14 protein-coding genes are annotated in these 12040 nt (G+C 68.2%); 5 read left to right on the forward strand and 9 right to left on the reverse strand.

The window, feature by feature from the left end; genetic code table 11:
• Nucleotides 1–52: 52 nt before the first annotated feature.
• The 5 genes from A5782_RS14945 (at nucleotide 53) to A5782_RS14965 (ending at nucleotide 3296) form a co-directional block, all read left to right on the forward strand.
• On the forward strand, nucleotides 53–361 hold the full coding sequence (locus A5782_RS14945; protein ID WP_064883744.1) for a WhiB family transcriptional regulator: 309 nt from the start codon (nucleotides 53–55) through the stop codon (nucleotides 359–361).
• Between the two features lie 279 nt (nucleotides 362–640).
• Nucleotides 641–1432 carry a Rieske 2Fe-2S domain-containing protein gene (locus A5782_RS14950; RefSeq protein WP_082942943.1) on the forward strand — a complete coding sequence of 264 codons (792 nt, stop codon included), beginning with the start codon at nucleotides 641–643 and terminating at the stop codon, nucleotides 1430–1432.
• Nucleotides 1429–1914 (forward strand): hemerythrin domain-containing protein, encoded by a 486-nt coding sequence (locus A5782_RS14955; protein WP_067101345.1) that lies wholly within the window; start codon nucleotides 1429–1431, stop codon nucleotides 1912–1914. Before A5782_RS14950 ends, A5782_RS14955 begins: the two co-directional genes overlap by 4 nt.
• A 166-nt stretch (nucleotides 1915–2080) precedes the next feature.
• Nucleotides 2081–2842 carry a superoxide dismutase family protein gene (locus tag A5782_RS14960; RefSeq protein WP_067101348.1) on the forward strand — a complete coding sequence of 254 codons (762 nt, stop codon included), beginning with the start codon at nucleotides 2081–2083 and terminating at the stop codon, nucleotides 2840–2842.
• 52 nt (nucleotides 2843–2894) lie between these two features.
• The gene (locus tag A5782_RS14965; RefSeq protein WP_067101351.1) at nucleotides 2895–3296 is read left to right on the forward strand and encodes a hydrogenase; all 402 of its coding nucleotides are present in this window, start codon (nucleotides 2895–2897) and stop codon (nucleotides 3294–3296) included.
• Nucleotides 3297–3378: 82 nt separating this feature from the next.
• On the opposite strand, the gene groL is transcribed toward A5782_RS14965, so the two are convergent.
• The 9 genes from groL to A5782_RS15010 form a co-directional block, all read right to left on the reverse strand.
• A complete protein-coding gene (gene groL, locus A5782_RS14970; protein WP_067101354.1) occupies nucleotides 3379–4998 on the reverse strand; it encodes a chaperonin GroEL in 1620 nt (539 codons plus the stop codon).
• A gap of 80 nt (nucleotides 4999–5078) precedes the next feature.
• On the reverse strand, nucleotides 5079–5381 hold the full coding sequence (groES, locus tag A5782_RS14975) for a co-chaperone GroES (RefSeq protein ID WP_007773431.1): 303 nt from the start codon (nucleotides 5379–5381) through the stop codon (nucleotides 5079–5081).
• A 250-nt stretch (nucleotides 5382–5631) separates the two neighbouring features.
• Entirely contained in the window at nucleotides 5632–6660 is a 1029-nt protein-coding gene (tsaD, locus tag A5782_RS14980) for a tRNA (adenosine(37)-N6)-threonylcarbamoyltransferase complex transferase subunit TsaD (RefSeq protein ID WP_067101358.1), read from the reverse strand.
• Complete coding sequence (gene rimI, locus A5782_RS14985) at nucleotides 6657–7124, reverse strand: ribosomal protein S18-alanine N-acetyltransferase (RefSeq protein ID WP_067101361.1); 468 nt, start codon at nucleotides 7122–7124, stop codon at nucleotides 6657–6659. Before rimI ends, tsaD begins: the two co-directional genes overlap by 4 nt.
• Nucleotides 7121–7753, reverse strand: a complete 633-nt coding sequence (gene tsaB, locus A5782_RS14990; RefSeq protein ID WP_067101364.1) for a tRNA (adenosine(37)-N6)-threonylcarbamoyltransferase complex dimerization subunit type 1 TsaB — start codon at nucleotides 7751–7753, stop codon at nucleotides 7121–7123. Before tsaB ends, rimI begins: the two co-directional genes overlap by 4 nt.
• Nucleotides 7750–8238 (reverse strand): tRNA (adenosine(37)-N6)-threonylcarbamoyltransferase complex ATPase subunit type 1 TsaE, encoded by a 489-nt coding sequence (tsaE, locus tag A5782_RS14995; RefSeq protein WP_067101368.1) that lies wholly within the window; start codon nucleotides 8236–8238, stop codon nucleotides 7750–7752. The genes tsaB and tsaE overlap by 4 nt, the downstream gene beginning before the upstream one ends.
• Complete coding sequence (locus A5782_RS15000) at nucleotides 8231–9280, reverse strand: alpha/beta fold hydrolase (protein ID WP_197694238.1); 1050 nt, start codon at nucleotides 9278–9280, stop codon at nucleotides 8231–8233. The genes tsaE and A5782_RS15000 overlap by 8 nt, the downstream gene beginning before the upstream one ends.
• 52 nt (nucleotides 9281–9332) lie before the next feature.
• Nucleotides 9333–10499 carry an alanine racemase gene (gene alr / locus A5782_RS15005; RefSeq protein ID WP_197694235.1) on the reverse strand — a complete coding sequence of 389 codons (1167 nt, stop codon included), beginning with the start codon at nucleotides 10497–10499 and terminating at the stop codon, nucleotides 9333–9335.
• 144 nt (nucleotides 10500–10643) lie between these two features.
• Nucleotides 10644–12020: a glutamate decarboxylase gene (locus A5782_RS15010; protein WP_156623956.1), complete on the reverse strand. Its 1377-nt coding sequence runs from the start codon at nucleotides 12018–12020 to the stop codon at nucleotides 10644–10646.
• Nucleotides 12021–12040: the final 20 nt, after the last annotated feature.

Genomic DNA, 12040 nt, shown 5'->3' on the forward strand with positions numbered 1-12040 from the left:
TCGCTTTCACGAACCTGACCTCGAGCGGGCGGTGCAGAGAGGGAACAAACCAATGCCACAGCCGGAGCAGCTACCTGGACCCAACGCCGACATCTGGAATTGGCAACTCCAGGGATTGTGCCGCGGCGTTGATTCATCGATGTTTTTCCACCCCGACGGTGAGCGCGGCCGCGCGCGCATGCAACGTGAGCAGCGCGCGAAAGAAATGTGCCGGCAGTGCCCGGTGATCCAGGAGTGCCGCTCGCATGCCCTCGAAGTCGGTGAGCCCTACGGCGTTTGGGGCGGCCTGTCGGAGTCCGAGCGCGACCTGCTGCTCAAGGGCGACATCGGCCGCGGGCGCACCATCCGCCGCTCGGCGTAGTCCCTCGATTCGACCCGTCCCCGTCGCGGTTGAACGATCTACGGCGCCAACCCGTGTCCTAGGCATGGACTAGGCCGGCCGGTCGCGGTCCTAGTCGACGCGGCGTCGAGCCCGTTGCGTCCCGCCGGCTCCCGCACACACCGGAGGGGCGCTGTGGCGAATCGGTGGCAGCATGTCGAAAATCGAATCCGCACTACCGGGCTTGCGGTGCGGACCACCCTGGGTCAACAGGCGTGGCTGGACCGGCCCGGCTACCGGCTCGAGCACGCTCTGACCTTCTTGTTCGCGGCCATGGGTGGTCACCGCGACCGAGTCAGCAACGCACTGCATGGCACGTGGCTCGGTCATCCGCTGCACCCGGCGTTGACGTCGGTGCCGACCGGCGCGGTGGCGACGACGCTCGTCATGGACGCGGTCAGCGCGCTGCCCGGCAGTGCCGCCCGACTGCGTGAGGGGTCAAGGTTCGCATTGGGTGTCGCACTCGTGGGGAGCCTCGGCGCCGCCGCGACCGGCGTGACGGATTGGCAGCACACCCACGAGCAGTCGCGCCGGATCGGCCTTGTCCATGGCGCCCTCAACGTGATCGCAACGGCGCTGTATGCGGCGTCGTGGTGGGATCGGCGCCGCGGCCGCCACCGGCGTGGAATGGCGAGCAGCGCGGTGGGTTACGGCCTCACCCTCGGCAGCGGCTACCTGGGCGGGGCTTTGGTGTTCGGATCGGGCACCGGTGTGGACCGGTCCGGCCCCCGGTTGAGTGGCGACCGCTGGATGGCGGTGCTGGCGGCAACCGCGCTGGACGGCCAGCCGCAGCGGGTCGCGGTCAACGGCGTCGGCGTGGTCCTGTATCGCAGCGACGGCCGGATCATCGCGGTCGGTGAGCACTGCCCGCACCTCGGCGCACCGATGAGTGACGGCTGGATCGACCGCGGCCGAATCGTATGTCCCTGGCATGGTTCCAGATTCGCGTGCGGATCGGGTGATGTGCTGCGCGGCCCGGCGACGACGGCCCTGCCGCATTACCCGGTGCGGATTCGCGACGGGCTCGTCGAAATACATGGAATGGCGAAATGAACGCCTACGAGGTCCTTTTCGAGCACCACAATGTCTTACGCGATCTCTGCGCGAAGATCACCGATATACCGGCGGATAGCGACGAGCGCCAGGACGCGCTCGACGGACTGCTGATTGAGCTGGACATCCACATGCGCATCGAGGACGACTTGTTCTACCCGGCCGTATCCGCGGCCAGCACGTTGGTCGCCATCGCCCATGCGGAGCACCGGCAGGTGTGGGATCAGCTGGCGGTGCTGCTGCGCACGTCGCCCGCCGCGCCGGAATACGCCGACGAATGGGAGGCGTTCGTGACGGTCCTCGACGCCCACGCCAGCGAGGAAGAGCGCGACTTATGCCCGGCCCCAATAGATTTGAGTGATGACATGCTCGACGCGCTGGGAATCCGAATGGCCGAGCGCATCGCCCGGTTGCACCGCTCCCCCATCAACAGGTTCCGCGTTCGAAGCCGCAAGGCCCTGCTGAGCTCGCTGGGCAGGTAGGCGCGGCGGGGCCGTGTCAGACCGCGCTGTTAACAACGTCTTTGAGGCCGGCAACACGACGCCGACGCATCTCGGGCGCATCGTGGGCCCAGCCGCGGGCGCGACGGGGCGGGGCCGCCGAGTAGGTCGCCGTTTCGGCGAGGGCGAATGTGGGTAGGCACCGCAAATGATGAAGGCCGCATGCTTTGCGGTCGCGGCGCTTACCGCGACCGTCGCACCGTTAGCCGCATGCTCAAACCAGCAAGGCAGCCAGCCCAATACGTCACCGCTGACCAGCTCGACACCAGGGGCGGAGCGGTTGACCACCCAGCTGAAGACCGCCGACGGGAGTCCGGTCGCCAACGCGACCTTCGAATTCGCCAACGGCTACGCGACGGTGACCGTGGAAGCCGGCCCCAATCAGGTGCTCAGCCCCGGATTCCACGGGCTGCAAATCCATGCGGTGGGCAAATGCGAGGCCAATTCCGTTGCGCCGAGCGGAGGTTCGAGCGGGGACTTCGACTCCGCCGGAAGCGTCTATCAGGCGGCCAATCACACGAGTTACCCCGCCAGCGGTGACCTGACCGCCTTGCAAGTGCGTTCCGACGGCTCGGCGAAACTGGTCACCACCAGTAATGCGTTCACCTCAGCCGACCTGAGAAACAGCTCGGGCACCGCGCTGATCATCCACCAGACCGCGGATAATCTGGGCACCACCGCCCCCTCGGGTGAATCGGGCAAGCGACTGGCCTGCGGTGTGATCGCGGCCTCGTCCGCGACGACGACCTCGTCGACCACCAGCGTCACGACCAGCACCACCACCACCGTCGTGCCGCCGGCATCCACCAGCACGAGCACCAGCACCGTCACGGTCACCAGCACTCCGACCCTGACGTCCACACCGACCACGACCGTGACGACTCCGCCTTACTATCCGCCCGGGCGCTGACGCTAGGCCGAAAACCGAGTCTGGACGGCCGTGGGGCCCTTACAGTTCTGGCATGCAGACGGCACTGTTTGCCCTGGGCCTGGTGCTTTTCCTGCTCGGGCTGCTCACCGGGCTGGCCGTGCCCGCGTTGAAAAATCCGCGCATGGCGCTGTCGAGCCACCTCGAGGCGTTGCTCAACGGCATCTTCCTGGTGGTGCTCGGCCTGCTGTGGCCGCACCTGCATTTGTCCCACGCGTGGGGGATCGCGGCGGTCGCACTTGTCGCCTACGCCGGCTACGCGAACTGGTTGGCGACGCTGCTCGCGGCGGCATGGGGCGCCGGCCGCAGATTGGCGCCGATCGCGACCGGCGACCACGAGGCCTCGGGGGGAAAAGAAGGGCTCGTCAGCTTTTTGTTGATATCCCTGTCGCTGGCGATCTTAGTGGGCGTCGGCATTGTCATCGTCGGGCTCTGACGACGACCCACCAGCACAGTGAGGCCTGAACGATAAAGCGCCCCCGGCCTTTTCGAGCCGGGGGCGCTTGTCGTCGTTTCACTCAGTGGTGGTGATGATGACCGTGGCCGTGGTCATCGGATTCGTTCGCCGGCTTTTCGACAATCGCGGTTTCGGTGGTGAGGACCATCCGGGCCACCGACGCCGCGTTGAGCACCGCCGAGCGAGTGACCTTGACGGGGTCGATGACACCGTCGACGATCAAGTCACCGTAGGTGAGCTTGTCCGCGTTCAGCCCGTGCCCGTTGGGCAGCTCGATCACCTTGTGCACCGCGACCGCCCCGTCGAGGCCGGCGTTGGTGGCGATCCAGTACAGCGGCGCCGCCAATGCCTCGGAAAAGACGTCGACGCCCAGAGCTTGATCGCCCTTGAGCGTTCCGCGGAGCTTGTCCAGCGCCTTGCGGGTCTGCAGCAGCGCCGAGCCGCCGCCCGCGACGATGCCCTCCTCGACCGCGGCCTTGGCCGCCGCGACGGCATCTTCGACGCTTTCCTTGCGTTCCTTGAGCGCGGTCTCGGTGGCGGCACCCACCTGGATCACGGCCACGCCGCCGGACAGCTTGGCCAGCCGCTCCTGCAGCTTCTCGCGGTCCCAGTCGGAGTCGCTCGCCTCGATCTCGGCGCGCAGCTGCTTGATGCGGTTGGCCACCGCGTCCTTGGGGCCGCCACCGTCGACGATGACGGTGTCGTCCTTGCTGACCACCACTCGGCGAGCCGAGCCCAGCACATCCGTGCCGACCTCACGCAGCAGCAGTCCGGCATCGGGGTTGATCACCTGGCCGCCGGTCACGACCGCCAGATCCTCGAGGAACGCCTTGCGGCGGTCGCCGAAGAACGGCGCCTTGACCGCGACGGCCTTCAGCGTCTTGCGAATGGAGTTGACGACCAGGGTCGCCAGTGCCTCGCCTTCGATGTCCTCGGCGATGATCAGCAGCGGTTTGCCCGATTCGGCGATTTTCTCCAGCATGGGCAGCAGGTCGGGCAGCGAGGTGATCTTGTCCTGGTGCAACAGGATCACCGGGTCGTCCAGCACGGCCTGCTGGGCGTCGAAGTCGGTGACGAAATACGCCGACAAGAAGCCCTTGTCGAAACCGACGCCCTCGGTGAACTCGAGCTCGGTGCTCAGCGTCGAGGATTCTTCGACACTGACCACGCCGTCGGTACCGACCTTGGTCATCGCCTCGCCGACCAGCTCACCCAGCAGGGCATCCCGCGACGACACAGTTGCCACCTGTGCGATTCCGTCCTTGCCGGAGACCGGGGTGGCCGACGCCAGCAGCGCCTCGGACACCGCGTCGGCGGCCTTGTTGATTCCCGCCCCCAGCTCGATGGGGTTGGCGCCGGCCGCGACCAACCGCAGACCGCCCTTGACCAGCGCCTGCGCCAGCACGGTCGCCGTCGTGGTGCCGTCTCCGGCGACGTCGTTGGTCTTGGTCGCGACCGACTTCACCAGTTGGGCACCCAGGTTCTCGAACGGGTCTTCCAGGTCGATCTCGCGGGCTACGGTCACGCCGTCGTTGGTGACCGTCGGCCCGCCGAACGCCTTGGCCAGCACCACATGCCGGCCGCGCGGCCCGAGCGTCACCCGTACCGCGTCGGCGAGCCTGTTCACGCCCGCCTCGATGGCGCGACGCGCTGTCTCGTCGTACTCAATGATTTTGCTCATCAGGCTCCTTCAGCCAAACGCATGCCGCCCCGGAAATCACCCGCGCATGACGCGGGGATCCCCGGGGCGGAACACGGTTCTTACTTGGAGACGACAGCCAGCACGTCGCGTGCCGACAGGATCAGGTACTCCTCGCCGCCGTACTTGATTTCGGTGCCGCCGTACTTGCTGTAGATGACGGTGTCACCTTCCGAGACGTCCAGCGGGATGCGCTTCGCGCCGTCTTCGTCCCACCGGCCGGGGCCGACTGCGACGACGGTGCCTTCCTGCGGCTTCTCCTTGGCGGTGTCAGGAATGACCAGACCAGACGCGGTCGTGGTCTCGGCCTCGTTGGCCTGCACGAGAATCTTGTCCTCGAGTGGCTTGATCTTCACCTTCGCCACGATTGGAGCCCTCCAGTGTTTGGGTCGGGTCCGGGACGTGCCCGGACCGGAGTTGACGGGCGGTACGGGTTGACCCCGCACCTTCCGAGTTATCAGGTGTTCGGCATCCGTCCATGCCCGAGCGCCGTCGTCGCGGGTGCCGACACAGGGGCTTGGCCGATTGCCACCTAGCACTCTATACATGCGAGTGCTAGCACTCAAGGGCACCCCGCTGCTTCTCGCACGTTGGCCTGTCCGCGCTCAGCGAACATCAGCTCACCTGCCCTTTCAGCACCGGCAGCCCCGGATCGCTGGGCACGTCCAACGGGGAGGGCGGCGCCCCCGCGGCCACCAGCTGCGCGGCGAAGGACGCGATCATCGCCCCGTTGTCGGTGCACAGCCGCGGCCTGGGGATCCGCAGCGCCAGCCCGGCCGCGGCGCAGCGCTGCTCGGCCACCTCGCGCAACCGCGAATTCGCCGCCACTCCGCCGGCGATCAGCAAGGTCGAGGCGCCGAGATCCGTCGTCGCACGCACTGCCTTGCGGGTCAGCACGTCGGCGACGGCCTCCTGGAACCCGGCCGCGACATCGGCGTTCACCGCGTCCGGGTGGCTTTCCAGGTATCGCGCGACGGCGGTCTTGAGCCCGGAGAAGCTGAAGGCGTACGGATCGTCGCGCGGTCCGGTCATGCCGCGCGGAAAGGCGATGGCGTCGCGATCACCGGTGCGGGCCAGCTCGTCGAGCACCCGGCCGCCCGGGTAACCCAGCCCCAGGAGCCGCGCCACCTTGTCGTAGGCCTCGCCGGCGGCGTCGTCGACGGTGCTGCCGAGCTCGACGATCGGCTCGCCGAGGGAACGCACATGCAATAAGTGGGTGTGGCCCCCGGAGACCAGCAACGCCACACACTCGGGCAGCGGCCCGTGCTCGTAGACGTCGGCGGCCAGATGGCCGCCCAGGTGGTTCACCGCATAGAAGGGCACCCCCCAGGCGGCCGAATACGCTTTGGCCGCAGCAACTCCGACCAGCAGGGCACCGGCCAGCCCGGGACCGATGGTGGCCGCGACGATGTCGGGCTTGTCCAGTCCGGCGGTAGACAGCGCGCGGCGCATGGCGGGGCCCAGCGCCTCCAGGTGCGCGCGCGAGGCGATCTCGGGCACCACGCCGCCGAACCGCACGTGTTCGTCGACGCTGGACGCCACCTCGTCGGCCAGCAGAGTCACGGTGCCGTCGTCATCCAGCCGCGCGATGCCGACTCCGGTTTCGTCGCAAGAGGTTTCGATGGCCAAGATGTTGGTCGTCATAGCGCCTCCCGCCGCATCGTGTACGCGTCGGCGCCGCTGACGCGGTAATAGCGGCGGCGCAGGCCGATCTGCTCGAACCCGACGCTGGTATACAGCCCGATGGCCGCCTCGTTGTCGGTGCGGACTTCCAGGTACACGACACCGCCGTCGGCGAAGGTCAGCAGCTCGTCGAGCAGCCGGCGGCCGATGCCCCGGCCTTGGTATGCCGGATCCACGCCGATGGTGTGCACCTCGTATTCGTAGGGAGGGGTGCGGCCCAACCGCGAGATGCCGGCGTAGCCGACCAGCGTCTCTCCCACCCGCGCGCCCACGTAATGGTTGTGGGCGCTGGCCAATTCGCGGTGAAACGCCGCCGCGGGCCAGGGGTCGTCACCGTCGAAGAGCTGCGCCTCCAGCTCGGCGCAACGCTGTGCGTCGCCCCGGGTCAGGCCGCCGACAGTCGCGGGCTCGCTGCGTGCGGTCACTGCCGCGCCGCCAACGGTTTGGCATCGGGCCGACGCAGATACAGCGCCACCAGCGGCTCCGGGTCGGCGGACCAATCGGCCACGGCGGCAACCAATCCGGCCGGTGTCGGCGAGGCGGGCTCGCACACCGGCACACCGAACAGGCTTGCGTGGTCGGGCGAGCCGGCGACGGCCTGCGCGGTGCCCGGGTCGACGTCGGCCGGGGGGTTGACCGATGGGCCGTGGGTGCGCACTCCGTCGCGGTAGCGGGCCCAGTAGACCTCGCGACGGCGGGCATCGGTGACCACCAACGTGTCCCCGGTGGTTCGCACGCCGATGGCGTCCAGGCTGCACACGCCGCGCACACCGATGCCCAGCGCATGCCCGTAGGCGGCGGCGGTGGCCATGCCGGCCCGCAGCCCGGTGAACGGGCCCGGACCACAGCCCACCACGACAGCATCCAGGTCGGCCATCGATAGGCCTGAATCGCTGAGGGCGGCAAGCACATTCGGTGTGAGACGTTCAGCGTGGGCCCGGGCGTCGACGGTGATCCGCTCGGCCAGCACATTCAGATCGTCACGCCGCACGATGCCGGCCGTCACCGCCGGGGTGGAGGTGTCCAGGGCAAGGACAATGCTCGTACGGCTCATGAGGCATCCTCGTTGGCCGCCCACCGCCAGGTCGCGATCCGTACGTCGGATCGGGTGACGCGCTCCAGCCGGATGTCCAGATGCCGCTCGGCAAGCCGCTCCACCAAGCCCTCGCCCCATTCCACCACGACGACAGCGTCGTCGAGATCGCTGTCCAAGTCCAGTGAGTCGAGTTCACCGAGCAGGTCGGCGCCTTGATTGTCGGTGTGGTCGAGCAACCGGTACATGTCGACGTGGATCATGGCCGGGCCGCCGGGCCGCCGCGCCGGGTGCACCCGCGCCAGCACGTAAGACGGTGAGGTGACCGGTCCGTCGACATCCATCGCCGCGGCAATACCCTTGGCCAGCACGGTCTTTCCCGCGCCGAGCGGGCCGGAGAGCACCACCACGTCGCCCGCGCGCAGCTGCCGGCCCAGCTGCGACCCCAGCGCCATGGTGTCCTCGACGCGCTCGAGCGTCGCGGTGCCGCCATTGATCTCAGCCACCGCGCCGCAGCCTTTCTCGCATTCGGCGCATCCGCAGGGCCGCCTTGCTCGGGGTGGCCCGCCTGACCAGTCGGACCAGGCCGCCGTTGATGGCCTCGGGCTTGTCGAGCAGCGCCAGGTGGCTGGCGCCGGCGACGATGACCAGCTCGGACTGCGGCAGGGCGGCGGCCATCCGTCGTGAATATTCGTCCGGGGTGAGCAGGTCGTGGTCGCCGCACGCGATCAGGGTGGGGACTCGCAGCAACGTCCACAGCCCGGCGGTTTCGTCATGTTCTTCCAACGCGTCCAGGAAGCCCACCATGGTGGGGATCGGGGTGCTGTTCATCATGCGCTGGGAGAACGCGTCCAGGCTCCGGCTGACCTGCAGGTCGCTGTAGGAGGCGGCTCGCAACACCGGGCCGATCAACGACCGGGACACGTTGCGGCCGCGGTGCATCAGCTTCGGCGCGGATCGTGCGGCGACCCGGACCGCTTCCAGCGCAGGGTTTTTCAGAATCTCGCCCAGCGGTGACCTCGAAACGCCCTCGGCCGCTGACGAAATCAGCGCGGCGCCCACGATTCGACGGCCGTACTGCTCGGGGAACTGGCGGGCATGGGACAACACCGTCATGCCGCCCATCGAGTGGCCCACCAGCACAACCATTCCGCGTGGTACCACCACATTCAGCACGGTCTGCAGGTCCTTGCCGAGTTGGGTCAGGGTGTAGGTCTCGGGGTCGGCCTCGCCGGATCTGCCGTGCCCGCGCTGGTCGTAGAAGACCACCCGCACGCCGGGACCCAACTGATCGGGGAGCCGCGTGCGCTGAAAATGAAAGGCGCCCATCTGCAGGCAGAATCCGTGCACGAACACCAGGGTCAGCGGTGCATCGGCCGGTCCGGTATCGCGGACCGCCAGCGGTATCCCGTCGGGCGTGGCCACCACCAGGCTGGCGTCGTCCTCGAGCCTGTTGAAATCCTCATCGGCGTAAGGGTCTTCGGCGGTGGCGCGCTGGGTCATCGACCGGCGGGCGGAGGCTCCGATGATGGTGGCGACGGCGGTCACCCCCGCGCCTCCCGCAAGCCAGGCCCTGCCCTTGCGGCGCCGGCGGGATTCCTCAGCGCTCAACGGTTTGTGCCTCGCGGTAGGTCCTGGTGATCCGCCCGCGGGGACTGGTCACCACTTCGTAATGGATGGTGCCGAGCAGATCGGCCCAATCCTGCGCGGTGGGTTCACCGCCGCCGCCGGGCCCGAACAGGATCGCCTCGTCACCTTCGGCGACGTCGACGCGCCCCGGGCCGAGGTCGACGACGAACTGGTCCATGCAGATCCGCCCGACGCCCGGCCGCCGCCTGCCGTTGATCAGCACCTCGAGCCGGCCGCCCAGCGACCGGAAGATGCCGTCGGCGTAGCCCACCGGCAACAGCGCGAGGTTGGTGTCATGCTGCGCGGTCCAGGTGTGCCCGTAGGACACGCTCTCCCCGGCACGAATCGACTTCACCAGGGTCACAATGCATTTCACCGTCATCGCCGGCACCAGACCCATGTCGCCCAGCTCGGGTACCGGGCTCAGCCCGTATACCGCGATGCCGGGGCGCACCATGTCGAAGGCCAGATCGGGACGAGACATCGTGGCAGAGGAATTCGACAGATGCGCCACGTCGAACCGCACACCCTGATCGCGCGCCTGCGCCAGCATGTCGGCGAACCGTTGGGCCTGAAGGTTATTCACAGGATTCGCGGGCTGGTCGGCGTACACCATGTGCGACATCAGCCCCCGCAGCACGATGGCCTGCTCGGCGACCGCCCGGCGCAGCGCGGTCAGCATCGAGGCGTATTGCGCCGGTAGTACCCCGTTGCGGTTCAGCCCGGTGTCGACCTTGACGGTGACCGTCGCGGTGCGGCCGGTGCGGCGCGCCGCGTCCAACAGCTCGTCGAGCTGGCGCTCCGATGACACCGCGATCTGAACGTCGGCCAGCAGCGCGGGCCCGAAGTCGATACCCGGCGGATGCAACCAGGCCAGCACCGGCGCGGTGATTCCGTCGGCGCGCAGCGCCAAAGCCTCGGCGACGGTGGCGACCCCCAATTCGGCCGCACCGGCGGCCAACACAGTGCGGGCCACCGGGGTGCCCCCGTGGCCATAGCCGTCGGCCTTGACGACGGCCATCACCTGGGCGGAACCGGCGTGCTCACGCAGCACCCGCACGTTGTGCGCAATCGCCTCCAGGTCCACGACGGCCTCGGCGAGGACGCCCGGCGCCAGGGATATCGGGGTAACTGCCACGGTCGCCATTGTCCCAGAGCCCGGTTCCGGCATGCCCGTCCCACCGCCACGCGGGTGTGCCCGACGGCGCTGAGTGTGCGGTCAGGGTGGCGACACGCCGAGGCGGCCCGCCCTAAGCGCACACCGAAAGCCCTGGGCGCACGCTCAGTGCGCGAAGTGCTCGGCCCTGTAGTGCCCACCCGGCTTGAGCTTGTCGAGGGAGGCCAGCGCGGTGCGGGCGTCGTCGTGCAGCGCCCGGGCCAGGTCGGCGGACAAGCCCTCGCGCACCACGATGCGCAGCACCGATATGTCCGTGGCGTTGTCGGGCATGGTGTAGGCGGGCACCTGCCAGCCGTAGCCGCGCAGCTCGTGGGAGACGTCGAACTCGGTGTAGCCCAGACCGCGGGCGAGGCGGAAGCTGACCACCGGGATCGCCGAACCGTCGGAGATCAGTTCGCAGTGGTCCCCGACACGCAGTTGCTCCCCCAGCCATCGCGCGGTCGAGGACAGCGTCTGCATGACCTGCGTGTATCCCTCGCGGCCCAGCCGCAGGAAGTTGTAGTACTGGCCGACCACCTGGTTGCCCGGACGCGAGAAGTTCAGCGTGAAGGTCGGCATGTCACCGCCCAGGTAATTGACGTGGAACACCAGATCCTCGGGCAGGTACTCCTTGCTGCGCCACACGACGAACCCGATGCCGGGATAGGTCAGCCCGTACTTGTGGCCGCTGACATTGATCGACACCACCCGGCGCAGCCGGAAGTCCCATTTCAGCTCCGGGTGCAGGAACGGCACCACGAAACCCCCGCTGGCGGCGTCGACGTGGACCGGAACGTCCACGCCGCCTTCTGAAAGGGGTTTGCCGGCCAGTTTGTCCAGCGCCGCACAGATCTCGGCGATGGGCTCCAGCTCGCCGGTGTAGGTGGTGCCCAGGATCGCCACCACACCGATGGTGTTCTCGTCGACGGCATCGATGACCTGCTCGGGGGTGATGACGTAGCGGCCTTCTTCCATCGGCAGGTAGCGCGGCTCGACATCGAAGTAACGGCAGAACTTCTCCCAGACCACCTGCACGTTGGAACCCATCACCAGGTTCGGGGTGCGGCCCTTCCAGTCTTTGCCGACCTTCTCGCGCCAGCGCCATTTCATCGCCAGGCCGCCCAGCATGACCGCCTCGCTGGAGCCGATCGTCGACACCCCGCAGGCGCTGGACGGGTCGTCGTCGCGCAGGCCGTCGGCGTGAAAGAGGTCGGCCACCATGCACACGCAGCGCTGCTCGATGGCCGCGGTCGCCGGGTATTCGTCCTTGTCGATCATGTTCTTGTCGAACGTCTCGGCCATCAGTTTCTCGGCCTCGGGATCCATCCAGGTGGTGACGAAGGTGGCCAGGTTCAACCGGGAACTGCCATCGAGCATGAGCTCGTCGTGGATGAAGCGGTACGCGGCGTCCGGGTCCATCGACTCCTCGGGAAGCCGCAAGGCGGGTATCGGCGCGGTGAACAGGCGACCGGTGTAGGCGGGCGCGATCGAGTGGGCGGGCATGTAGGGGTGTTGTGGCACAG

Origin of the sequence: Mycobacterium sp. 852002-40037_SCH5390672, from assembly GCF_001665875.1 — a bacterium.
GTDB lineage: Bacteria > Actinomycetota > Actinomycetes > Mycobacteriales > Mycobacteriaceae > Mycobacterium.

Coding starts and splice junctions, on each gene's coding strand:
- A5782_RS14945 (WP_064883744.1), top strand. CDS start 53: ATGCCACAGCCGGAGCAGCTACCTGGACCCAACGCCGACATCTGGAAT.
- A5782_RS14955 (WP_067101345.1), top strand. CDS start 1,429: ATGAACGCCTACGAGGTCCTTTTCGAGCACCACAATGTCTTACGCGAT.
- A5782_RS14960 (WP_067101348.1), top strand. CDS start 2,081: ATGATGAAGGCCGCATGCTTTGCGGTCGCGGCGCTTACCGCGACCGTC.
- A5782_RS14965 (WP_067101351.1), top strand. CDS start 2,895: ATGCAGACGGCACTGTTTGCCCTGGGCCTGGTGCTTTTCCTGCTCGGG.
- groL (WP_067101354.1), bottom strand. CDS start 4,998: ATGAGCAAAATCATTGAGTACGACGAGACAGCGCGTCGCGCCATCGAG.
- tsaD (WP_067101358.1), bottom strand. CDS start 6,660: ATGACGACCAACATCTTGGCCATCGAAACCTCTTGCGACGAAACCGGA.
- tsaB (WP_067101364.1), bottom strand. CDS start 7,753: ATGAGCCGTACGAGCATTGTCCTTGCCCTGGACACCTCCACCCCGGCG.
- A5782_RS15010 (WP_156623956.1), bottom strand. CDS start 12,020: ATGCCCGCCCACTCGATCGCGCCCGCCTACACCGGTCGCCTGTTCACC.